Origin of the sequence: Micromonospora musae, assembly GCF_003626545.1 — a bacterium.
Lineage (GTDB): Bacteria > Actinomycetota > Actinomycetes > Mycobacteriales > Micromonosporaceae > Micromonospora > Micromonospora musae.
The window spans coordinates 450,693-474,305 of record NZ_RAZS01000003.1; the positions used below are offsets into that span (position 1 = coordinate 450,693).

Genomic DNA, 23,613 nt, shown 5'->3' on the forward strand with positions numbered 1-23,613 from the left:
CGATGCAACGAGTCGAGAACGTCTTCGCCTAGCGCGCCGGCCCGGCTGTGCGGGGCCGCGCGTCGAGGGCCGCACCGGTCTCGCGCTCCGGCCGGTGCTCTCGGCCGTCCGGCGGGGAGTGCCGGCGTTCGGCGCGGTGCAGCAGCCCCGCGGCGACCAGGCCGCCCACCAGGACGGCGACGGCCCCCACGCTCTGGCCGGTCTTCAGCGCGGCGCCGAAGGCGGCGACGACGGTCTCCCGGTGCGGCCCGTCGGCGGCGGCGAGGGCGGCCGGGAACGAGCCGGCGCCGGCCAGCGCGGCCGGCAGCAAGGCGGTGAACCGTGCGTTGAGCACGGCGCCGAGCACGGCGATGCCGAGGCTGCTGCCGACCTCCGTCATGGTGCCGTCGACGCCGGCGCCGGCGCCGGCCTTCTCCGCCGGGATGGCGCTCATCACCGCCTCTACGATCGCCGGGTTCGCCACGGCGCAACCCGTGCCCATCACGAGCAGACCGCAGAGCAGCGTCCCGTAGCCGTCGGGCGGGCCGTGGGTGACGAGGGCGAGGCCGCCCGCGAGCAGCGCCATGCCGAGCGCGATGGCGGCCGGACGGCCGAGCCGGCGGATCCACGCCGTGGCGACACCACTGACGTTGAGCACCACGATGGAGAGTGCGAACGGCGCCATCCGCAGACCCGCCTCCCAGGCGGGGTAGCCGCGGACGAACTGCAGGTGCTGGGTGAGCAGGAAGAGCGCGCCGGTCGCGCCGAAGGTGATGAGCACGACGCCGCAGACCGCGCCGACGAAGCGCTGGTCCCGGAAGAAGTGCATGTCCAGCATGGGTGCGCTGCCCCGGCGTTCCCAGCCGACGAAGACCCCGAGCAGGAGCACTCCGCCGACGGCCGCACCGACCACCTCGGTCGAGGCCCAGCCCCGCTCGGGTCCGGCGATGATCGACCAGACGACCGCGGTGAGCCCGGCGATCGAGAGCGACGCCCCGACCAGGTCGGGGCGTCCGCCGGCCCGGTCGCGGGACGCGGGTACGAGGGCCCGCGCGGCGACCAGGCAGACCAGCACGACCGGCAGGTTCATCAGGAAGATGGCGTTCCACGGCAGGTGGGCCAGGACGGCCCCGCCGATCGGCGGTCCGGCGGCGAAGCCCAATGCGCTGGTGGCCGCCCAGATGCCGATCGCGCGGGGCCGTTCGGCCGCGTCGAAGACCTGCATCGCCACGGCGAGGGTGGCGGTGACCAGCAGGGCGCCGCCGATACCCATCCCGGCCCGGGCCGCGATCAGCTGCTCGCTGCTGCGGGCGAGCCCGGCGGCGAGTGAGCCGAGCCCGAACAGGAGGAGCCCGGCGAGCAGCATTCGCCGGCGTCCGTACCGGTCGGCGGCGCTGCCGGCGGTGAGCAGCAGCCCGGAGAGGACCAGGGCGTACGCGTTGATGATCCACTGAATGTCGGCGGTGCTCGCCCGCAGTTCGGCGGTGAGGACCGGCACCGCCACGGTCAGCACGGTGTTGTCCAGCACCACGACGAGTTGGGCGAGACAGAGCACGGCGAGGACCAGCCAGCGGCCGGCCGGCCGCGTGACCGGTTCCGGGCCGGCGGTTCGGGCAACGCTCACGCGGCGGCCGTCGCGGCACCGGCCGGTCCGTGCACGTGTCGCGCTCGTCCGGGCCGGTGGTGGGCGCGGCGGGCGTCGGGGGCCTCCGTCACGTGGCTCTCCAGTAGCCGAGCGAGGTGAGTTGCCGTCGGTCGACGCCGAGGGTGCGCCGGATGTGCCGGCTGATGCTGCGGGTGCTGGCCGCCTCGCAGGCCACCCAGTAGTGGGCGGTGTCGCTGCCGGAGAGCGCGGCGCAGACGGTCTCCACCAGGTGCTGACCGCCGTCCCGGCGCGGCACCCAGGTCACGTCGTGGTGCGGACGGGCCCGAGGCGTGAGCGCCTGCTCGCCCTCGTGGGCGTACTCCAGCCAGATCGTCGCCGGGATGTCGGCGGCCGTGTCGAGCAGGCTGTTCACCGCCGGCAGGGAGGCGGCATCCCCGACCAGGTAGAGATGCTCCGGCGCGGGGTCCGGGAGTTCGAAGGCGCTGCCCTGCACGGTCGCGTCGATGGTGTCGCCGATCTTCGCGGTGGTCGCCCACCGGGCGGCGCAGCCGTCGTGCAGCGCGAACTCGAGACCGAACCGGCCGGTCGTGGGGTCCGGGTCGACCAGTGTGTACGCGCGCTGGTGCGCGCGGCCGCCGTCGTCGAACCAGAGGCGGATCCACATGGTGGGGTGCACGCCGCAGGTCTCCAGCAGCCCACCGTCGTCGACGATCAGTCGCTGGTAGTGCCCGTGGACGGACTCGGTGGCGCGCACGGTAAGCCGAAAGTCCCGGCCGCCCATGGCCCGGAGCACCACAGCTTCCCAGTTACGTTTCACGCGCCCTCCAGTTAAGGTCAGCCTTAGTTAGGTCAGGCTAACCTAATGCCGCGCCGGACGGAACGCCGGCCCACACCTCGGCACCCGCGACGACGACCCGGGTCTCGCCCTCGCGGACCACCCGAGCCGGCGTCGACCGCCCGCTCAGCCGATCCACCTCACCTCACCCAAGGACAGGGCACCATGACCTACCAGGAGAAGATCCCCGACCTCGGCGAGCTGTCGCTCGTGACCGTGAACCCGCACGCGCACGCGGACCTGCTGCACGCCTGGGTCAGCCGACCCCGCAACTCGTTCTGGGGAATGGGCACGCACAGCGTCGAGCAGGTACGCGAGATCTACGAGTTCATCGACGGCCTGCCGACCCATCACGCGTACCTGATCACGATCGACGATGAGCCGGTCGGGCTGTTCCAGACCTACCAACCCGACGCGGACCCGGTCGGCGAGCGGTACGACGTCCAGCCCGGCGACATCGGGATGCACCTGCTGCTCAGCCCCGCCCGGCGCTACCTGCGGGGCCTCACCACCGCGATCGGTCCCGCCCTCGCCCGGTTCCTGTTCGCGGATCCGACCGCCCGGCGGATCGTCGTCGAACCCGACGTACGCAACCACCGGGCCCTGCACCGGCTGGAGATCGAAGGGTTCGTCCTCGGCCCCGAGATCGACCTGCCGGAGAAGCGCGCCCAGCTCGCCTTCCTCGACCGCGCTCGCTTCGAGGCGACGCAACGCGCGCATGCCGGATGACGCACGGGACGTGGTGCACACCCCGCCGGTCGTGCACCACGTCCGCGCGGTCACCGCTGCACCGCAGATGGCTCGGCCGGGCAGCGTTGCTTTCTGAGTCATCAGCCGATCGGATGGCCGAAGGTGATGATCGGCTATTTCCATGTGCGACGGACACCCCGCGATCCTTAGAAAGGAGGCATGACCAACGAGGTGACCGTTCCCCTGCTGCCGTGCGCATCCATCGACGACATCGAAACCTTCTACGGAGTTCTCGGTTTCCGCACCACGTACAAGCAACGCAAGCCCAACGCGTGTGTGGCGGTGCAGCGGGAAGACCTGTATCTGCAATTCTTCGAGATCGCCGGATTCGACCCGGAGCAGTCGTATGGCTCCTGTCTCGTAATCACCGCGGACATCGAGGGACTACATCGGGCCTTCGCAGCCGGCATGCGCGCCGCGTACGGCAAGGTGCTGGTGTCCGGAACGCCGCGGATGACCCGGCCCAGGGCGCGGAAGAACGCCGACGGGTTGGGCGGATTCAGCGTCATCGACCCGGGCGGCAACTGGATCCGCGTCTTCCGGGACGCCGCCACCGCGCCCATGCCGGCCGCCACGCCTGCCGGGCGGCTGGCCAAGGCCGTGGCGAACGCGGTCGTGCAGGCCGATTCCAGGGGAAGCGTCGGACAGGCCGTTCGGATCCTCGACAGCGCGTTGGCCCGCCCACAAGCCGACGACGACCCGGTCGAGCAGGTGGAGATCCTGGTCTACCGCGCCGAACTGGCGATGGTGCTGCACGATCCGAAGACGGCGGCCGAGATGCTGGCCCGCGCCCACTCCGTCACGCTCACGGAAGACGAATCCGAAAGGGCGGCATCCGCGTTCGACAACGCCGCCGAACTCGCCGCAGCACTAAGGTGACTCACCGTACGAACGCCTCCCTCAGCTCGGCAGATCCGCGCACTGCCGTGCGGCAGCGCCCGGAGGACCGGACCGGCCAGCCCCGGCATGGGGACTGGGAGGTGCGGCGTGCCTTCCGGGCCGGGGGCGTCCGCCCCCGACTCGGCGAGGTGAGCTGACCGCTCAGGAAGGCCGGCCGCCGCTGCTGGCGCGGACCACGAGGGTCGGCTCCACGGGGGACGGGCGTGCGTCCCCCACCGAGCCGTTCAGCAGGTCCAGCAGCGCGGCCACGCACCTGCGCCCCACCTCGTCGAAGTCCTGACGCACGGTGGTCAGGGGTGGGGTGAAGTACTCGGCCTCGGGGATGTCGTCGAAGCCGACCACGCTGACGTCCTCCGGCACCCGTACCCTGCGCTGGTGCAGGGCGCGGAGCAGGCCGAGCGCCTGGTGGTCGTTGGCGCAGAAGACCGCGCTGACGTCCCGTCGCTCGGCGAGCGACTGGCCGATCTCATAGCCCGCCCGCGGGCTCCAGTCGCCGGTGATGACCGGGGGAACCCGTCGTCCGGCGGTCTCCAGGGCCAACCGCCACCCCTCCAGGCGGTCGCGGGCCTCCAGCCAGTCCCGGGGACCGGCGATGTGCACGACCGTCTCGTGCCCGAGGGCGAGGAGGTGCTCGACGGCCAGGCGGGCGCCGGCCACCTGATCGACCGAGACGCTCGGAAGCTCGCCGTCGACGCCCGGCTCGACCAGCACGGCCGGTACGCCGGTGGGCAGGCCGTGCACGGCCACGGCGGCGCTGACCATCGGAGCGATGAGTACCACCCCGGCCACCGACTGCTCGCTGAGGGCGTCGATCGCGGCGGCCACGCCGGAGCGGTCCAACCGTTCCAGGGTGACGATGTTGATCCCGTAGCCGGCCGCGCGGGCGGCGCGCTCGATGCCGAGCAGGGTGGCGGCAGGACCGTAGAGGATGGTGTCGAAGCTGATCACGCCGATGACCTTCGACCGCCGGGCCGCCAGCCCCCGGGCGAGCGCGTTGGGCCGGTAGTTGAGCTGGTGCACGGCGCGCAGCACCCGCTCGCGGGTCTCCTGACGGACGCTCGGGTGGTTGTTCAGGACCCGGGACACGGTCTGGTGCGAGACGCCGGCGAGCCGTGCGACATCGCTCATGACCGCGGCACGAGCGGCCGGCTGGTGTTGCATCGTCATGTCCCCCTCATGGTCATCGTAGCCCCGCCCCCGTCGACGGAATCGGCCTCCTGCCAGGGGCGGAACCGCCGGTGCGCCCCCGTGACGGGGGCGCACCGACTGTCGATCGACGGCAGCGGATCCGCTCAGAAACCCTTGGCCAGCCGGTAGTAGGCCTGGTTCCAGCGGATCTCGTTCGCCAGCTGTCGAGGGGTCGTCCCCGCGTCGATGACGAGGAGTTCGGTGCCGGTCATCTCAGCGAGGTCGTGCAGCTCCTCGGTACCGACGGCCTGGGAGAGGACCGTGTGGTGCGGCGCGCCGGCGGTGAGCCACGCCTCCGCCGAGGTGGCGAGATCCGGACGGGGCCGCCACACCGCACGGGCGACCGGCAGCTTCGGCAGCGGCTGCGTGGGGGCCACGACGTCGATCTCGTTGGCGACCAGTCGGAACCGGTCGCCCATGTCGGCCAGCCCCAGCACGACACCCGGACCCGGCTGGGCGTCGAAGACCAGCCGCACCGGGTCCTCGCGTCCGCCGATGCCCAGCGGGTGGATCTCCACGTTCGGCGTGCCGGCGGCGATGCTCGGGCAGACCTCGAGCATGTGCGCGCCGAGCACGACCTCCTGCCCGGGGGTGAGGTCGTAGGTGTAGTCCTCCATGAACGAGGTGCCGGCTGCCGCGCCCGCGGACATGGCCTTGAGCGTGTGCACGAGCACCGAGGTCTTCCAGTCACCCTCGCCGCCGAACCCGTAGCCGTCGGCCATCAGCCGCTGCACCGCGATGCCGGGCAACTGACGCAGCCCGCCGAGGTCCTCGAAGTTCGTGGTGAAGGCCCCGAAGCCGCCGTCGGTGAGGAACTGCCGCATTCCGGCCTCGATGCGGGCCGCGTAGCGGAGCGAGTCGTGCCGGTCGCCGCCGGGCCGCAGTACGGCGTCGAGACGGTAGCTGTCCTCGTACTCCTTCACCAGCTCGTCGATCCGGGCGTCGGCGACCGCGTCGACGGCGGCGACCAGGTCGTTCACCCCGTACGTGTTGACCGAGACCCCGAAGCGCAGCTCCGCCTCGACCTTGTCGCCCTCCGTGACCGCCACGTCGCGCATGTTGTCGCCGAAGCGGGCCAGCCGCAGCGACCGCATGGCGGTGTACCCGACGGCGGCCCGGGTCCACGCCGCGATCCGCGAGACGACCTGCGGGTTGCTGACGTGCCCGGCGACCGTCTTGCGGGCGACCCCGAGCCGGGTCTGCACGAACCCGAACTCACGGTCGCCGTGGGCGGCCTGGTTCAGGTTCATGAAGTCCATGTCGATCTCGGACCAGGGCAGCGCCACGTTCGCCTGGGTGTGCAGGTGCAGCAGGGGCGTGCGCAGGGCGTCCAGACCGGAGATCCACATCTTCGCCGGCGAGAAGGTGTGCATCCAGGCGATCACCCCGACGGCGCCCTGGACGGCCGCGTCGCGGCAGACGGCCAGGATCTCCGCGCTGGAGGTCAGTACGGGCTTCCAGACCACCCGGGCCGGGATGGCCGGGTCGGCGTCGAGCTGCGCGGCGATCTGCTGGGACTGGGCGGCCACCTGCTGCAGCGTCTCCGGGCCGTAGAGCCCCTGGCTGCCGGTGAGGAACCAGACCTCGGGGGCCGGTGATGGGCGAGTCATGCGGTTTGCCTTCCGATCAGCGAGTGGAGAACGACTTCTTGCGGAAGCCGAGGAGCCGTTGGAGCACGATGAACGCGAACAGCAACCCGCCGATCACGATCTTGGTCCACCAGGAGTTCAGGGTGCCGTCGAAGGTGATCAGCGTCTGGATCACGCCGAGTACCAGCACACCGAGCATGGTGCCCAGGACGTAGCCGGCGCCGCCGGTGAGCAGGGTGCCGCCGATGACCACGGCGGCGATCGCGTCCAGCTCCATGCCGACGGCGATCAGCGGAGCGCCGGAGAGGGTGTAGAACGACAGCAGGATGCCGCCGATGGCCGAGCAGAGGCCGCTGATGGTGTAGACGGCGATCCGGGTACGACCCACCGGCAGGCCCATCAGCAGCGCCGACTGCGGGTTGCCGCCGATCGCGTACACGTTGCGGCCCAACCGGGTGTACGCCAGCGTGTACGCGGCCACCGCGACCACCACGACCGTGATCAGAACGCCGACGGTCAGGAAGTTGTCGCCGATCCGAATGCGTTCCTGGGCCGCGCTGGTCCAGAACCCGTCGGTGATCGGGATCGACGACGAGCTGATCCAGGTGCAGAGGCCGCGGGCGAAGAACATCCCGGCCAGCGTGACGATGAAGGGCTGGATCTCGAAGAAGTGGATGATGCAGCCCATCACGAAGCCGAGCGTCGGTCCGATCAGCAGCGCGATCAGCAGGACGAGCGCGGGCGGCAGGCCGTCGCGCAGCAGCGCGGCCGACACCATCGCGGTCATCGCCACCACCGAGCCGACCGACAGGTCGATGCCGCCGGTCAGGATCACGAAGGTCATGCCGACCGCGACGACGAGCAGGAACCCGTTGTCGATGAAGACGTTGAAGACGACCTGGATGTTGGAGAAGGCCTGGTACTGCGAGACGCCGATGCCGTACATGACCAGCAGCAGGGCGAGGCTGACCAGTACCGGCAGCTGCCGGCGTGGCAGCCGCCACCGGGTCGTCCGGTTCAGTCGTTCGGCCAGTTGGCTGGTGCTCATGCCGCCACCTGCTCCTTCCGCTGCTCGCCGGTCGGGGCCGCCGGCCCCGCTGTCATGGCCCGCCGGCGCCGGAACTTGGCGCGGAAGGCGGGTGCCTGGACGAGGCAGACCGCGATCACCACCATCGCCTTGAACAGCAGGGCGGTCTGCGGGTCGATGTTCATGGCGTAGACGGAGGTGGTGAGGGTCTGGATGAGCAGCGCGCCGACGACCGTGCCGCCGAGGTAGAACCGGCCGCCGGCCAGCGAGGTGCCGCCGATGACGACGGCGAGGATCGCGTCGAGCTCGACCCAGAGGCCAGCCGCGTTGCCGTCGGCGCTGGACACGTTCGCGGTCATCATGAAACCCGCCACCGCGGCGCACGCGGCACTCACCACGTAGGCGAGGAGCTTGATCCGCCGTGCGCGGATCCCCGCCAGCCGGCTGGCCTCCGCGTTCCCGCCGACCGCCTCGACGATCATCCCGAGGGCGGTGCGGCGGGTCAGCACGGCCACGAGCAACGTCACCGCCAGGGCGAGGACGATCGCGAACGGCAGGGTCAGCACGTGCCCGACCCCGATCATCCGGTACGGGTCGCTGTTGATGGTGATGATCTGCCCCGAGGTGATCAGCTGCGCCAGGCCCCGCCCCGCCACCATCAGGATCAGCGTGGCGATGATCGGTTGGATGCCGATCACGGCGACGAGTGTGCCGTTCCAGAGGCCGAGGAGCAGGGATACGCCGAAGGCCATGGCCAGCGCGACCAGCACGCTGCCGAGGCTGTTCTGGTCCGGCTGCTGGCTGATGTGCAGGCAGGCCACCGCGCCGCTGACGGCGACGACGGAGCCGACGGAGAGGTCGATCCCGCCGGTGGCGATCACGAGTGTCATGCCCAGCGCGACCAGGATGAGCGGCGCGCTGAGCCGCACGATGTCGACGAGGCTGCCGTAGAGGTGTCCGTTCTTCATCTCGACGGCCAGGAAGCTCGGCCGGTAGATCGCGTTCGCCGCCAGCAGCAGGATGAGAACCACGACCGGCCAGAAGAGCCGGTGGCCGGTGACGGCGGGCAGGCGCGTTCGCCAGCTGCTCATGCTCGTACCTCCTTGCGCGCCATGCCGTCCGGCGGTGTCGACGCGGCCGGCGCCACCGCGCGTGCGCTGCGTTCACTCATGCCTCGTCCCGTCCTTCTGCTCCGCTCCGCCGGCGATGACGCGCATGACGCGATCGGCGTCGAGGTCGTCGTCGTTGGCGAGCTCGGTGACCAGCTGTCGGTCCCGCATCACGGCGACCTTGTGACTGAGCCGCAGCACCTCGTCTAGCTCGGCGGAGATGAACAGCACCGCCATCCCGCCGTCGGAGAGCTGCACCACCAGGCGTTGGATCTCCGCCTTCGCGCCGACGTCGATGCCCCGCGTCGGCTCGTCGAGGATCAGCAGGCGCGGCTCCGTGATCAGCCATCGGGCGAGCACGACCTTCTGCTGGTTGCCCCCGGAGAGGTTGCGTACCGGCATCTCCGGATCGTTCGGGCGGATGCTGAGCGCGTCGATGTAGCGCCGGACCAGCTCGTCCTGCCGCCGGCGAGGCACCGGCCGCAGCCAGCCGCGAGCGGCCTGCAGCGCCAGGATGATGTTCTCCCGCACCGACAGCTCACCGACCAGGCCCTCGGTACGTCGGTTCTCCGAGCAGAACGCGATGTCGTGCTCGATGGCCGCGACCGGACCCCGGATGGTGACGGGGCGTCCGTCCACCGCCAGCTGACCGCGGTCGGCGCGGTCGGCGCCGAAGAAGAGGCGGGCGGCCTCGGTACGTCCCGAGCCGAGCAGCCCGGCCATCCCGACCACCTCGCCGCGGTGGATGGTCAGGCTGAACGGCTCGACCGACCCGGACTTGCCGAGGTCGGTCGCCTCGACCACGGGGGTGCCCGCCTCGACGGCGGCCAGGTCCCGCCCGGCCGCCTCGTCGAGGCGCTCCAACGCGTCGAGCTCCTTGCCGATCATCTTCTCGACGAGGGCGAGCTGGGGCAGCTCCGCGGTCGGGTACTCGCCGACGAGACGCCCGTTGCGCAGCACCGTGATCCGGTCGGCGATTTCGTAGACCTGGTCGAGGAAGTGCGTGACGAAGACGATGGCGATGCCCTCGTCTCGCAGCTGGCGCATGATGCGCATCAGCTGCTTGACCTCGTCGGCGTCCAGGCTGGAGGTGGGCTCGTCGAGGATCAGCACGCGGGCCTGCACGTCGACGGCCCGGGCGATCGCCACCATCTGCTGCACGGCGAGCGACTGACTTCCGAGCAGTTCGCCGACGTCGAGGTCCAGGTTGAGGCGGGCGAGCACCGCCGACGCGCGGCGGCGCATGTCGCGCCAGCGCACCGCGCCGAGCCGCCGTGGCTGACGCCCGATGAAGATGTTCTCCGCCACCGACAGGTTCGGGCAGAGGTTCACCTCCTGGTAGACGGTGCTCACGCCGGCCTCGGTGGCCTGCATCGGGCCGGAGAAGGCGACCGGCTCGCCGTCGAGGGTGATGCTGCCGGCATCGTGGCCGTACACACCGGTCAGCACCTTGATCAGGGTGGACTTGCCGGCGCCGTTCTCGCCCATCAGGGCGTGCACCTCGCCGGGGAAGAGGCGCAGGTCGACGCCGTCGAGAGCCCGCACCCCGGGGAAGAACTTGCTGATCGCGGTCATCGTCAGGACCGGATTCGGATCCGACATCCCACCAGACCTTTCGTGATTGTCGTCGGGTGCGCGGCCGTCGGGGCCGCGCGGCGCTCCCGCAGCGGGGGTGCGGGGAGGAGGAGTGGCCGGGCCGGCGGTGCTGTCGACACCGCCGGCCCGCTCCCTCGCGTCGGGCGACCGCTCGCCGCGAGGCACGACACTGCCCGAGGGCTCCGGCCCGTCAGTACTTACGGGTGGGCAGGGCCTCCTTGGCCGTCTGCTGGGTGAAGGTGGTCTCCTCGGTCTCGATGCGCGCGGGGACCTCCTCGCCGGCGTGCACCTTCTTGGCGAGGTCCATCAGCTGCGGGCCGAGCAGCGGGCTGCACTCCGCGATGAAGTTGAACTTGCCGTCGGCCAGCGCCTGCATGCCGTCCTTGACCGCGTCGATCGTGATGATCTTGATGTCCTTGCCGGGCACCTTGCCGGCGGCGGTGATCGCTTCGAGCGCGCCCAGGCCCATGTCGTCGTTGTGCGCGAAGAGCACGTCGATCTTCGGGTTGGCCTTGAGGAACTGCTCCATGACGGCCTTGCCGCCGGCCCGGGTGAAGTCGCCGCTCTGCGAGGCGATGATCTTCAGGTTGGGGTTGGCGGCGATCGCCTCCGCGAAGCCCTTCTTCCGGTCGTTGGCCGGCGCCGAGCCGGTGGTGCCCTGCAGCTCCACGATGTTCACCGGACCGGTCGCGGACTTCGTCTCCTCGATCAGCCACTCCGCGGAGAGCCGACCTTCCTTAACGAAGTCCGAGCCGAGGAAGGTCTTGTAGAGCGTCTTGTCGGCCGAGTCGACGGCCCGGTCGGTCAGGATGACCGGGATCTGCGCGTCCTTGGCCTCCTTGAGCACGGTGTCCCAGCCCGACTCCACCACCGGCGAGAAGGCGATCACGTCGACCTTCTGCTGGATGAAGTTGCGGATCGCCCGGATCTGGTTCTCCTGCTTCTGCTGGGCGTCGTCGAACTTCAGCTCGATCCCAGCCTCGGTCGCGGCCTCCTTGACGGAGGTGGTGTTCGCGGTACGCCAGCCGCTCTCCGCGCCGACCTGCGAGAACCCGAGGACGATCTTGTCGTCGCCGGCCGTGCCACCGGCGTTGTCACCGGTGTCGCTGTTGGCGCACGCGGTCAGCCCGGTCGCGAGCAGCCCGGCGGCCAGGATGGCGCCGAAGCCGCGGCGGGTGAGGGTGTTGCCCGTGATTCGCATGTGCGGACTCCTTGTTGGGGGTGAGATGGGCCTTCCTTGCGGTGCCTGCCCGGCGGCGCGCCGCCGGGCAGGCGATCGTGGTACGGCACAGAGGTGCGTTCGACCAGCCGACGCCTGGGGGAGCGAGCCGGCCGGGGTACCGGTGGCGCTACCGGCGGGGCGACGGGACGGTGGGCTGCCCGTAGACGTTCTGGTAGCGCGCGTACAGCGAGTCGACGGCCTCGGCGGCGATCGGCAGCGGCTCGCCGAGCGTCCGCGCCAGGTGGGCGGTGCGGGCGACGTCCTCGCACATCACCGCCGCCTTCACCGCGGCCTTCGCGTTCGGGCCGATGGTGAAGACGCCGTGGTTGCGCATCAGCACCGCCGGCGAGCGGTGCCCGGAGAGGGTCGCCACGATGCCCTTGCCGATGTCGTCGCCGCCGATGAGGGCGAACGGTCCGACCGGGATCTCACCGCCGAACTCGTCGGCCTGCGCGGTGAGATAGCAGGGGATCGACTCGCCGCAGGCGGCCCAGGCCGTCGCGTAGCCGCTGTGGGTGTGCACGACCCCGCCGACGTCGGGCATCGCCCGGTAGACGTAGGCGTGCGCGTCGGTGTCGCTCGACGGCGACAGGTCGCCCTCCACCACCGTCCCGTCGAGGTCGCAGACGACCATGTTGTCGGGCCGGAGGTCGTCGTACGACACCCCACTCGGTTTGATCACCATCAGGTCGTGACCCGGTACCCGCGCCGACACGTTGCCGGAGGTCCAGGCGACGAGGTTGTTTCGGACCAGCTCGGCGTGCAGGGCGGCGACCGTCTCGCGCAGCCGCGCCACCGCATCGTCCCGGCTGAGCTGCTCGCTCATGCCATCACCTCCAGGGGGAGCGCCACTTCGCCGGCCGGCGCGGGTACGGCCGCCGACCGGGCGGCGTTACGGATGGAGCGCAGGCGCAGTAGCACGTCGTCGCCGCCCCTGCCGAAGTGGTCGTGCAGCCGCCGGTACTCGGCGTACAGCGCGTCGTAGGCGCGCACCCGCTCCGGGTCCGGCAGGTACGCGTCGCGGGTGACCCGGCCCATCGCGGCGGCGGCCGTCGGCACGTCGGCGTGGACTCCGGCGGCGACCGCGGCGTGGATCGCCGAACCCAACGCGGGCCCCTGCGCCGAGCCGATGATGCTCAGCGGCCGGTTGGTGACGTCGGCGTAGATCTGCATCAGCAGCCGGTTGCCGGTCAGTCCGCCCGCGACGACCAGCTCGTCCACCGGCACACCCGCGTCGGCGAACGCCTCGATGATCATGCGGGTGCCGTACGCGGTGGACTCCAGCAGCGCCCGGTAGATGTCCGGTGGGCGGGTGGCCAGGGTGAGTCCCACGATCACCCCGCTCAGGTCGTGGTTGACCAGCAGCGACCGGTTGCCGTTCCACCAGTCCAGCGCCACCAGCCCGTGTGCGCCCACGGGTTGCTCGGCGGCCTGCTCGGTCAGCGTCTCGTGGGAGGCGTAGCCGTCGGGGGCGGCGTGCTCGACGTACCAGCCGAAGATGTCGCCCACCCCGCTCTGGCCGGCCTCGTAGCCCCATTGGCCCGCGCTGATGCCGCCGTCGACCACACCGCACATGCCGGCCACCTCGGCCAGTTCGGTGCCGTTGACCACGTGACAGGTGGAGGTGCCCATGATGGCGACCAGCCGGCCGGGCTCGAGCGCCTGCGCGGCCGCGGCGGTGACGTGGGCGTCCACATTGCCGACCGCCACGGCGATGCCGGCCGGCAACCCGGTCCACGCCGCGGCCTCCGCGGTCAGCCCGCCGGCCCGCTCGCCGAGCGCGACCAGCGGACCGTCGATCTTCTCGACGAAGCCGGCGAAGTCCGGGTTCAGCGCGGCGAGGTAGTCCCGGGACGGATACTGCCCGTCCTGACGGATGCCCTTGTAGCCGGCCGTGCACACGTTGCGGGTCTCGGCGCCGCACAGCTGCCAGACGATCCAGTCGGCGGCCTCGATCCACCGCTCCGCGCGGGTGTAGATCTCGGGATCCTCCTCGAGCAGCTGCAGGGCCTTCGCGTACTGCCACTCGGCGGAGATCTTGCCGCCGTAGCGACCGATCCACGGTTCGCCCCGTTCGTGCGCGAGGGCGTTGATCCGGTCGGCCTGCTGCTGGGCGGCGTGGTGCTTCCAGAGCTTGACGTAGGCGTGCGGGCGGGTGCGCAGGTCGGGCAGCTCGCACAGCGGGGTGCCGTCGGCCCGGGTGGGCAGCACGGTGCAGGCGGTGAAGTCGATTCCGATGCCGACGACCTGCTCGGCGTCGACGCCGCTGGCCGCGAGCGCCGCGGGCACGGCCTGCCGCAGCACCTCGCGGTAGTCGTCCGGGTCCTGCAGTCCCCAGTCGGCCGGCAGCGGTTGCCCGTCGGCGGCCAGCGCCGAGTCCATCACCCCGCTGCGGTAGGCGTGCACCGCAGTGCCCAACTCGGCGCCGTCACGGACGCGTACCACCAGGGCCCGCCCGGACAACGTTCCGAAGTCGACGCCGATGACGAACCGGTCGTCCGGCTCCGCCGAAACGTTCATGACATCCTCCGCTCGCATCCTGGCCATAGTGTTAGCGCTCACATAAACATCCGTCAAGGCCTCGCCGGAAACATGCGGGTAACGGTCTGGCCCACACCCGTGACCGACCACGATGACCTGTCGCATGGGCACGCTCGCGGTGCGGACGGCCCCGCGCCCGCGGCCGAGTCGGCCCAGCTCCGGTCGCCGCACTCCCGGGGGTAACTCCTGTTAGCGCTCACAGCCGCGCCGCCCCGAGCCGGGGCGGCGCGACAGTGGCCACGGGGCGCGCGACGGCGGCCCGGTCGTCGACCGGACCGCCGCCCGCGCGTGGAGCCGTCGTGCCGTCAGCTACACCTGCTCCGGCCTACGGTTCGAGCTCCCGGCTCGCCCGGGCCGCGCCCGAGACCACCCGAGCCAGCTCCACCGGAGTGAAGACGCCCGCCCGGCGGAACGACTCGGCGAGGAGCGTCACGGTCGTCACGAAGTGACCGTGGTTGGCGAAGGGCGCCCGGTCCCACACCAGGTCGAGGAAGGTCGGGCCGTCGGTGCCGGGCGAGGTGATCCCCTCCACGGGCACGTTGTAGTTGGGCAGGCCCTCGTTGCGCTTGCGGTTCGGCACCTCCGTGTCGACGTCCCCGAAGACGATCGTCGGCTCGACCCGACGGAAGTACGACGAGACCGGTTGGGTGTCGCTGATGTAGTACGGACGCAGGGTGAGATCGTGAGTGGTGAAGAGCGGGTCTCCCGCCGCCGTGGTGCTCGCGTGCGTGATGGCCGAGCGCCCGTAGTCGCCGTCCCGCTTGAGCTGGCTGTAGAGGGAGAGCTCGCGGTAGGCCCCGTTCCCGGGGTTGCCGAGGATCTGGAGCAGGACCGGCCCCCAGAAGATCGACTGGGTGTCGGGACGGTCGATCGCCCGCTCGATCCGGATGCTGAACGGCATCCGGATGTCGATCGTGTCGCCGCGCCGCCAGGTACGGCTCAACGTCAGGTAACGTCCGGGCTTGGCGTCGACCTTCTGCGCCTTGCCGTTGATCGAGACGAAGAAGCCCTTCTCCACCCAGCCCGGTACCCGCAGCTTGATGTCGAGCCGACCGCTGCCGTTCACGGTCAGGCGGGTGCGATCCTCCCGCGGGTAGTTCGTCTCCTGGACGACGGTGAAGCCCTTCTCCGCCCAGGTCAGCGTCGAGGCCGCGTAGAGGTTGACCCAGAGCGTCTTACCGTCGTCGGACTTGAAGTAGATCGTCTCCTGGTACTTGGTGTGGTTCTCCAGGCCGGTGCCGCCGCAGCAGGTTCCGGTGTTGCCGTAGCTGCGGTTCGCGCCCGGCGTCAGCGGCTGGAAGTAGGTGACCTGCGGGTTGCTGACGCTCGTGCTGTCGGCGCGGGAGCCGGTGATCATGTTGAGCAGACCACGCTCGTAGTAGTCCATGTACGCGGGGTCGTGCTCGTGCAGGAACAGGTTCCGGGCGAGCTTGATGAGGTTGTACGTGGTGCAGGTCTCCGCGCCGCCCTGCGCCATCGCGTTCGCGATGTTGCCCCGGTTCTGGAACATCTCGATGTTGTTGTTCGAACCGGGGTAGTTGCCGCCCGTGCCGCCGTGGGCGAACATGCGGTGCGGCACGACCATCCCGAAGAAGTTCTTCGCCGCCTGGAAGTACTCCCGGTCACCGGTGTGCTCGAAGACCCGCATGTACCCGATGAACTGCGGGACGTGGGTGTTGGCGTGCAGCCGGTCCGGACGACGCCGGCCGGGCCGGGTCTCCGGCGTCACCACGAGGATGTCGCGGTTCTGCACGCAGGCGTCGAAGAGCGACTCGCGGTTGTCGAAGCACTTGGCGGTCTCCAGGTGCTTCGCCTCCCCGGTGAGCGCGTAGACCTCGGGGAAGATCTCGTTCGCACCGCCGGACTCGCCGGCGATGTAGAGGTCCCACATGTAGTTCAGGTTGTCCCTGGTGATGGGGCCGGTGTAGTCGGGGTGGTTCTTGTCCCCGACGGTCAGCGCGAGATGGGCCCAGTTGGCCATCTTCACCACCACGTCGAGCGCCTTCTGGTTGTCCGTGTGGTAGTAGGCGTCGAGCAGGCCACGCATGATCTTGTGCTGCGTGTACCAGGGGGCCCAGGTGTTGGTGTCCTTGTTGCCGCCGTAGACCGCCCACCTGGGCGGGCCGAGGCGGAGCACCGCGTCCTCCGGGATGGCGCCCACGTAGCCGGGGTGGGTCGGGATCCACAGCTCGGTCTCGCTCTGGTTCGCCACGACACCCGCGTCCCGGCCGTTGGGGGAGGCGTCCTTGAGGGTGGAGCCGCCCTCCTCGTCGAAGCGGTACCAGGCGATCGTGCCGCCGCCGGTGCTGCCCGCCGCCGAGTCCAGCAGGGACTGCACCTCCGGCTGGCTCAGCGCCCGGTCGAAGATGTGGAACTCGTCGATGGTCGCGTCCAGGAACGCGTCGCCGTACTGGGACCGACCGATCCACCTGTTGCCGGGGTTGCCGAGGTGGGACGGGTTGAGGGTCATGTTCGAGTTCGTGCCGGCCGCCCGGCCGTTCACGTAGAGCGTGCCGGTGTTCTGCGTCAGCGTGACGGCCAGGTGCACCCACTCGTTCGTCGGCAACGCCACGTCGCCGTTGATCTGCTGCTCTCCGCCGGAGCCGCTCGTCGTGATGGCGAACCGCGGCACGTTGCCGGTGACGCCCGCGCGGGCGGTCAGGAACATGTTGACCGTGGTGTTCTGGCCGAAGTCCCAGACCCGGCTCCAGTTCTGGGCGGACGCGAGGTTCACCCAGGTGGCGATCGTGAAGTCGCTGAGCTGGCTGATCGCCTCCTGGGGGAGGGTCACGTGCTGCGCCGCGCTGGGTCCGTTCAGCCGGAGCCCGCTGCCGAACTTGCCCGGCGTACGGCCGATCTGCGGCTCCTCGGGATCGCCGCCGCCCGGGCCGCCGCCGCTGCCCATCCGGGCCGTGATGGCGTCCTGGCAGGCGGCGATCTCGTCGACCATCCAGTCGAGCTTGGTCTTGAAGATCGGCTCGCCCTGGTCGGCGTACGCCTGCGCCAGGCCGGTCATGAAGTGCCCGGCCCAGTGGCCGCTGAGCAGCCCGCCGTCCTCCCAGCCGCCGGGCACCGCGACGCCCGCGGGGTTCGGGCGGCCGGCCTGGTTGTTGAAGAGCACCAGGAAGCGCCGCTCGTCGTACTGCCGGAGGTAGTTCTTCGTGCGGTCGCGCTTCTCCTGGAGCAGGCCGTTGCCCAGCTTCACGTCGCGCAGCTGGAAGGGCCGGACCGGGGCGGTGCCGCCGGGGCCGGGGTCGGGCGCGGCCGGGCGGAGTACCTCCGCGCCGGCCGCCGGTGCGGTCTCCGGTGCCGCGGCGGCCGCCGTCGGGACCGCGCTGACGCCGGCCACCGCGGCCGCGCCGACCGCCGATGCCTGGAGTAGCTGACGTCGATTGACGGAGAGCTTGTCGGGTTGGGCCACTGAGGATCGTCCTTCCGCGTTCGGTGGCTGGGCAGACCGTCTGGGCAGCGATCTGCGCGGTGTCTGGATCTGCGGAACCGGTTAATCTCTGCGCGCGTTCGTGCCGGCGGCCGCCGGCCGGGGAACGAATCGGTTTCGGTCAGCGCCACGGCGATCGCCCGCAGTGACACCGGCGCGAGCGGCGGGATCGGCACGAGGTCCGTGGCCGGTAGCGGACACCCCGCTGCGCGTCTGTTGCGGGCGACCAGCGGCCGCCCGTCGGTTGAGTTCTCTGGTGCACCGTCAGCCCATCGGGGCTCCTCCATCCGGGGCGTTGGCGAGATCCGTGGAAGCCGGCGTCGCGGGTGGCCTCGTCCGCGGCGGCGCGCTGCCGCAGACGAGACCACCGTTGCCAGGGAGTGTGAACGTTCACTTACGCGACCGTCAATCCCTGAACGCAAGTAAGTTCGATGTTTGACACGGTCCAGAAACGTATCTATGTTAACGCTCAACTGGCCGGATGCGGGCGGCCCGAAGGTGGTGTCCACACCGCTCCGGCCGACCGGCAGGGCGCGACGCCCGCGCGGGCGGCGCGGCCGCGAACACCGGATGGATGCTCGGATCGAGGAGGCAGCGTGGCCGCCGGTTTCGACGTGTCGCAGCTGTGGGATCCGGAGGTCCGCCGAGACCCGCACCGCTTCTACGACCGGGTACGCGACGCCGGACGCCCGATCCTCCAGATCGACCCGGCCGGCAACCGCCTCTGGGTCGTGGCCGGACACGCGGACGTGCTGGCGGGCCTGCGCCACCCGGCGATCGGGCACGAGGTGCACCGGCACTGCCCCGTCGCGCACCAACCCGACCGGCACCAGGCCGACGAGGTGGCCACGATCGAGGCCCGACAGCTGATCAGCCTGGACCCGCCGGACCACACCCGGCTACGAGGGCTGGTCAGCGCCGGCTTCACGGCACGCGCGGTGACGCGGCTGGAGCCCTGGATCAACACCCTGGCCGATCGGCTCGTCGAGGACGCGCTGCGGCGCGGCCGGATCGACGGGGTGGCGGACCTCGCGGACCCGGTGCCGGTGAACGTCATCGCCGAGCTGGTCGGCGTCCCGGAGCCGGACCGGTGGCAGTTCCGCGCCTGGTCCGCCGCGATCGTCTCGGCCAGCCCCGACGGTCCGAGGGCCACCGTCGAGTTCGCCGCCTACCTCGACGAACTCGCGGCGCGGCGACGCGCCGACCCGACCGACGACCTGATCTCCGAGCTGGTGGCGATCGAGGAGCAGGCGGACCGCCTCGACCGGGACGAGCTCGTGGCCCTCGTCCAGCTCCTGCTCATCGCCGGGCAGGAGACGACCGTCGACCTGATCGTGAACGGCATCCGGCTCCTGCTCACCCACCCGCCACAGTGGCAGGCCCTGCGAGACGACCCGGCGCTGGCGGAGCTGGTGGTCGAGGAGACCCTCAGGTTCCGGGGGCCGGTCGAGATCGTGCCGCCCCGCTTCGCCTTCCGCGACGTCGAACTGGGCGGGGGAGTGATACCGGCCTTCGACCGGGTGGGACTCTCGCTGTGGGGCGCCAACCGCGACCCGGCGGTCTTCGAACGCCCGCACGAGTTCGACATCCACCGGCCGGACGTCCGCAAACACATCGCGTTCGGGTACGGCATCCACTTCTGCCTCGGCGCCCACCTGGCGCGGCTGGAGAGCCGGATCATGTTCGAGCGGATCGCCCAGCGGCTGCCCGACCTGCGACTCGCCGTGGATCCCCGCGACGTCGACGCGTTCCGCCTGCACCGCAACGAACTGCCGCTGCTGGTCTGAGCCGTACGGGCGGGCGCGGCCCGGTCAGCCTCGGGGCCGTCCGGAGCTGTCCCGCCGGACCAACTCGGGTGCGAGCAGCATGTGCTCCGGCAGCTGACCGGTCGAGTCGATCTTGCGCAGCAGCATGTTGATGCTCCGGCGGCCCAGCTCGGCGAAGTCCTGACGGACGGTGGTCAGCGGCGGCAGGAAGTACTCCGAGTCGGGCATGCCGTCGAAGCCGACCACGCTGACGTCCTCGGGCACCCGCCGCCCCGCCTCGTGCAGCGCCCGCAGCACACCCAACGCGATCTGGTCGTTGGCGCAGAAGATCGCGGTCACGCTCGGATCGGCGGCGAGCTGCCGGCCCTGTTCGTACCCCGATCGGGCGCTCCACTCCTGCGGCCGCACCGGTGGCACGACCGCGCCCGCGGCGTAGAGGGTGTCGCGCCAACCGTCGAGCCGCTCCACCGCCTCCGGCCAGTCGACCGGACCGGCGACGTGATGCACCGTGGCGTGGCCGAGGTCCAGCAGGTGGCGGGTGGCCAACGCCGCGCCGACCCGATTGTCGACCCGGACCGTGGGCACGCCGTCGTCGTCCGCGCCACCGCCCACACCGACGCACGCCAGCACCGGCGACACCTGCACGAGCGCGTGGGTGACGGCCTGCTTCGGCGCGATCGCGATGATGCCCTCCACCGACTGCTGGGCCAGCCGGTCGACGGCGTCGAGCACCGACTGCCGGTCCAGGCTGCGCACCGTGGCCACGCTGACGAAGTATCCGGCGGCGCGGGCGGCGTCCTCGATCGCGTAGAGCATCGACGCCGGACCGAACAGGGTGCTCTCGAAGCCGACGATGCCGAGCGCCCCGGAGCGTCGGGTGACCAGCGTGCGCGCGGCCAGGTTACGCCGGTAGTTGAGCGCCTCCATGGCCTGGACGACGCGGTCCCTGGTCTCCTGCCGGACGTTCGGATGGTTGTTCAGCACCCGGGAGACGGTCTGGTGCGACACCCCGGCGAGCCGCGCGACGTCCCGCATGACAGTGGCGCGGGGCCGACCCACACTGCTGGTCCCCGCCTGACTCGGTGAGCCTCCCCGTGGCACCTGGTCCCACCTTCTGCTCGATGACACCGATCACTCTAACGCTGCGTGGTGGGCGCCTCGTCGGCGTGCCGCCCAGTAGCGACGGCGAGTCGGGCCGGGGCCGTGACGCGCCGCGACGCCGCCGACCGTCTCACGACTGCGCCCCGGGTGAGTCCCCCGCCGGCGGGCGTCGTTGGACCGGCGGCGTCTTGGCTGAGCCCGGTGTGCGTCCGTCTTCGGCGGGCGTCGTTGGACCGGCGGCGTCATGGCTGAGCCCGGTGTGCGTCCGTCTTCGGCGGCCGTCGTTGGACCGGCGGTGCCGCGGGGCCGGTGGACTCGCGGACGACCAGGCGACAGGCCTGCCGGAGGACGCCACGCGACGGCGTGCCGTCGAGCGCGGAGAAGAGGTGCATGACCGCGCTCGCCCCGAGCTGCTCCAGGTTGACGTCGACGGTGGTCAGCGGCGGCCGGGAGTCGGTGGCGAAGTCCTCCCAGTTGTCGTAGCCGACGATGGCGACGTCCTCGGGAATGCGACGGCCGAGATCGAGCAGGGTCTGCGCGACACCTGTCGCGATCTGGTCGTTGCCGCAGAAGACGGCGTCGATGTCGGGGTCGGCGGTGAGCAGCAGGTGGGCGGCGTGTCGGCCCCATCGTTGTGACCACTCGCCGTACAACGGCTCCCGTCCGGCCAGCGGCAGCCCGTGCTCGGCCAGGACGGCGCGCAGTCCGGTCACCCGGTCGCGGGCGGCCCGGTAGCTGTGCGGCCCGGTGACGTGCGCGATCCGGCGTCTACCCAGCGCGACGAGGTGCTCGGCGGCGAGTCGGGCGCCACCCTCGTCGTCGGCCAGCAGGGAGACGTCGTCCGGGTCGGTGGACTCGCCGTAGACGTAGACGACGGGAACCGGGATGTCGCGGGTCAGCGACGGCCGGACGTCGTTGCTGTCGCCCACCAGGATGAACCCGTCCACCCGGCGGGCGAGCAGCGTACGGATGTAGTGCTGGCGGCGGATGGCGTCGCCGCGAGCGTCGCAGAGCAGCACCGACATCTGCTCGTTGCCGAGGGCGTTCTCCGCGCCCAGCAGGATCGGCATGGAGAAGCGCCCCCCGAGCTCGTCGGTGAGCAGGCCGATGGTGCGGGTGCGGCCGGAGATCAGCCCCCGGGCGAGGGCGTTCGGCTGGAAGGACAGCTCGCTCGCCGCCCTGAGCACGCGTTCCCGCGTCGCCGGCGCGACCTCACCGCGGTCGTTGAGCGCCTTCGAGGCGGTGGCGACGGAGACGCCGGCTCGACGCGCGACGTCGCTCAACGTCACCGCCTGCGTGCGATGCCTTGCCATCGAAACCCTTTCGACGTGCTGTTTCGGAACTAACCCGGAGCTTAACGATCCACAGTACGCCTTCCAGGTGGCTTGGTTGCTACCCGACAGGCCACTGGTCGAAAAGGTTTTCGTGCCGCAGGGTAGGTGGTCTTCCCGCCCGCCCCACGGGCTGAGGGTGTGTGGTTCGACGCCCCGATCCGGTGACAGGGCGCAATGGCCCGATGCGACGCCGACCGAACGCAGGAGCCGATCGAGGGCAGGATCAGCGCGGCGGACGGTCCGGGCGCCGGGCCGGTCGGCGAGGATGATCCGAGGTCACCACAGGGCCGGCATCGTCCGGATGGTCGCGAGCACCGAGTTCTCCTCGAAGTCGAGGTGCTCGAGCAGGTGGCTCCCCAGGCCGTCGAGCGCCGCGACGAGTTCGGCCCGGACGGCGGCATCGTCGTCGACGCCGCCCCCGCCGAGCTCGCCGGCCAGCGACTCGACCCGGCTGAGCAGCTCGGCGACCCTGCGATGGTCGGACTCCAACCGGTCCACGGCGGGGCCCAGCTCCGGATCGGCGCGCCGGAGCGCGGGGAAGAGCATCGCGCTCTCCAGCGAGTGGTGGTGATGAACGAACTCGCAGAAGTGCAGGCAGTTGACCTTCAACTGGAAGAGCGGCCCGCGAGTCCGCAGGTCGGCGATGGCGGCGCGGACCCGCTCGCCGCTCACCCCCTCCGCGACCGCCCGGCTCAGGCCCTGCACCGTCTCGAGGTCGCGGCGGATCAGGTCGTGGACCCACAGCAGGTCGCGAGCCAACTGGAGTCCCTGCGGGGTGGGGCGGGTCACGCGGGGAAAGCTAGCAAACAATTGGCACACCACGAACGACTCGGACGGTGCTCCGCGTCACCCGGCCGATTCGTCCTCGGCCCGCATCCCGTGCAGGTCGTAGCTGTGCGCGCCGGCCGCCAGCCGGGCCCGCAGCCCGGACTCCCGTTCGATCCGGGCGGTCGCCGCAGCGGCCACGTCGGCCACCCGGTCCCGCGCCACGACCACACCACCGTCGGCGTCGAGCACCACGACGTCGCCGGGGCCGAGGGTCGTGCCGCCGACCCGTACCGGAACGTCGAGCGAGCCCCTTACGCGCTTGGTGTTATCGCACCGAGGACGTCGACTTCGGGCACCACCTTGCGGACCACTGCCGCTCGCTCGGCCGTCGCCACGTAGTGGGACTTGAGGACGAAACCGGCGAGACCGACCTCGGCGCACCGGTACGCCAGGTCGAGGTCGTCGATCCGGCGCGCCATCACGTCGGGGGCCACGTGCACGTGCGTGTCGTACGCGCCAGCGACCAGGGCGCGGGCGCGTGCCGACGGGGTGGGGTGATCAGACATCCGGTTCCTTCGAGGGTTCGCCACCGGCGCCGGCGGGGGAGGGGCGGATGGCGCCGGGCGGACCGAACCGGTCAGGCCGGGTGGTCGGGATCGATTCCGCGGGGCCGAGGAGCCGACGCACTGCAGCAAGGATTCCCGCCCCGATATCCATTGTCCACGATGCCCAGGTCGACGGAAATCGTTGCGCCATAAGGGATCTGAGCCGCCCTGCGGATCGACTCGGTGGCAGCCGCGCTCCGCATCATCTACGATCCTCAATCAATCGGAGCGCCGTGAAGCGGCTCCCTCCGGAATCCG

19 protein-coding genes are annotated in these 23,613 nt (G+C 71.0%); 3 read left to right on the forward strand and 16 right to left on the reverse strand.

All coding sequences use genetic code 11. From position 1 onward, the window contains the following. Positions 1–28 precede the first annotated feature (28 nt). Entirely contained in the window at positions 29–1,603 is a 1,575-nt protein-coding gene (locus D7147_RS10170; RefSeq protein ID WP_120676066.1) for an MFS transporter, read from the reverse strand. An 88-nt stretch (positions 1,604–1,691) separates the two neighbouring features. Then, positions 1,692–2,402, reverse strand: a complete 711-nt coding sequence (locus D7147_RS10175) for a siderophore-interacting protein (protein ID WP_120676068.1) — start codon at positions 2,400–2,402, stop codon at positions 1,692–1,694. Positions 2,403–2,585: 183 nt separating this feature from the next. On the opposite strand from D7147_RS10175, the gene D7147_RS10180 reads away from it, so the two are divergent. Next, positions 2,586–3,149, forward strand: a complete 564-nt coding sequence (locus D7147_RS10180; protein ID WP_120676070.1) for a GNAT family N-acetyltransferase — start codon at positions 2,586–2,588, stop codon at positions 3,147–3,149. Between the two features lie 180 nt (positions 3,150–3,329). Beyond that, a complete protein-coding gene (locus tag D7147_RS10185) occupies positions 3,330–4,049 on the forward strand; it encodes a VOC family protein (protein WP_120676072.1) in 720 nt (239 codons plus the stop codon). 162 nt (positions 4,050–4,211) lie between these two features. Here the strand turns inward: D7147_RS10185 and D7147_RS10190 are convergent, their stop codons facing one another. The 9 genes from D7147_RS10190 to D7147_RS10230 form a co-directional block, all read right to left on the reverse strand. Further along, complete coding sequence (locus tag D7147_RS10190; protein WP_233563063.1) at positions 4,212–5,237, reverse strand: LacI family DNA-binding transcriptional regulator; 1,026 nt, start codon at positions 5,235–5,237, stop codon at positions 4,212–4,214. 125 nt (positions 5,238–5,362) lie between these two features. Then, positions 5,363–6,868 carry an L-arabinose isomerase gene (gene araA / locus D7147_RS10195; protein WP_120676076.1) on the reverse strand — a complete coding sequence of 502 codons (1,506 nt, stop codon included), beginning with the start codon at positions 6,866–6,868 and terminating at the stop codon, positions 5,363–5,365. Between the two features lie 16 nt (positions 6,869–6,884). After that, complete coding sequence (gene yjfF / locus D7147_RS10200) at positions 6,885–7,895, reverse strand: galactofuranose ABC transporter, permease protein YjfF (RefSeq protein WP_120676078.1); 1,011 nt, start codon at positions 7,893–7,895, stop codon at positions 6,885–6,887. Further along, a complete protein-coding gene (locus D7147_RS10205) occupies positions 7,892–8,965 on the reverse strand; it encodes an ABC transporter permease (RefSeq protein WP_120676080.1) in 1,074 nt (357 codons plus the stop codon). The genes yjfF and D7147_RS10205 overlap by 4 nt, the downstream gene beginning before the upstream one ends. A 72-nt stretch (positions 8,966–9,037) precedes the next feature. After that, positions 9,038–10,585 carry a sugar ABC transporter ATP-binding protein gene (locus tag D7147_RS10210; RefSeq protein ID WP_120676082.1) on the reverse strand — a complete coding sequence of 516 codons (1,548 nt, stop codon included), beginning with the start codon at positions 10,583–10,585 and terminating at the stop codon, positions 9,038–9,040. A 184-nt stretch (positions 10,586–10,769) separates the two neighbouring features. Then, complete coding sequence (locus D7147_RS10215) at positions 10,770–11,780, reverse strand: ABC transporter substrate-binding protein (RefSeq protein WP_120676084.1); 1,011 nt, start codon at positions 11,778–11,780, stop codon at positions 10,770–10,772. Between the two features lie 148 nt (positions 11,781–11,928). Then, positions 11,929–12,627, reverse strand: coding sequence for an L-ribulose-5-phosphate 4-epimerase (locus D7147_RS10220; protein ID WP_120676086.1), 699 nt, complete (start codon positions 12,625–12,627; stop codon positions 11,929–11,931). Then, positions 12,624–14,321, reverse strand: coding sequence for a ribulokinase (gene araB / locus D7147_RS10225; protein WP_120676088.1), 1,698 nt, complete (start codon positions 14,319–14,321; stop codon positions 12,624–12,626). Before araB ends, D7147_RS10220 begins: the two co-directional genes overlap by 4 nt. A 346-nt stretch (positions 14,322–14,667) precedes the next feature. Next, the gene (locus tag D7147_RS10230; protein ID WP_120676090.1) at positions 14,668–17,763 is read right to left on the reverse strand and encodes a beta-L-arabinofuranosidase domain-containing protein; all 3,096 of its coding nucleotides are present in this window, start codon (positions 17,761–17,763) and stop codon (positions 14,668–14,670) included. A gap of 614 nt (positions 17,764–18,377) precedes the next feature. On the opposite strand from D7147_RS10230, the gene D7147_RS10235 reads away from it, so the two are divergent. Next, on the forward strand, positions 18,378–19,568 hold the full coding sequence (locus D7147_RS10235) for a cytochrome P450 family protein (RefSeq protein ID WP_120676092.1): 1,191 nt from the start codon (positions 18,378–18,380) through the stop codon (positions 19,566–19,568). A gap of 24 nt (positions 19,569–19,592) precedes the next feature. Here D7147_RS10235 and D7147_RS10240 read toward each other — a convergent pair whose 3' ends face one another. The 5 genes from D7147_RS10240 to D7147_RS32405 all read right to left on the reverse strand — a co-directional run bounded on the left by D7147_RS10240 (position 19,593) and on the right by D7147_RS32405 (position 23,316). After that, complete coding sequence (locus D7147_RS10240) at positions 19,593–20,582, reverse strand: LacI family DNA-binding transcriptional regulator (RefSeq protein WP_120676094.1); 990 nt, start codon at positions 20,580–20,582, stop codon at positions 19,593–19,595. A gap of 308 nt (positions 20,583–20,890) precedes the next feature. Next, entirely contained in the window at positions 20,891–21,961 is a 1,071-nt protein-coding gene (locus D7147_RS10245) for a LacI family DNA-binding transcriptional regulator (protein WP_120676096.1), read from the reverse strand. A gap of 297 nt (positions 21,962–22,258) precedes the next feature. Continuing rightward, a complete protein-coding gene (locus D7147_RS10250; protein WP_158609334.1) occupies positions 22,259–22,771 on the reverse strand; it encodes a hemerythrin domain-containing protein in 513 nt (170 codons plus the stop codon). 57 nt (positions 22,772–22,828) lie between these two features. After that, entirely contained in the window at positions 22,829–23,002 is a 174-nt protein-coding gene (locus tag D7147_RS32400; protein ID WP_158609335.1) for a hypothetical protein, read from the reverse strand. 59 nt (positions 23,003–23,061) lie between these two features. After that, positions 23,062–23,316 (reverse strand): DUF6282 family protein, encoded by a 255-nt coding sequence (locus tag D7147_RS32405; RefSeq protein ID WP_233563064.1) that lies wholly within the window; start codon positions 23,314–23,316, stop codon positions 23,062–23,064. Between the last annotated feature and the right edge of the window lie 297 nt (positions 23,317–23,613).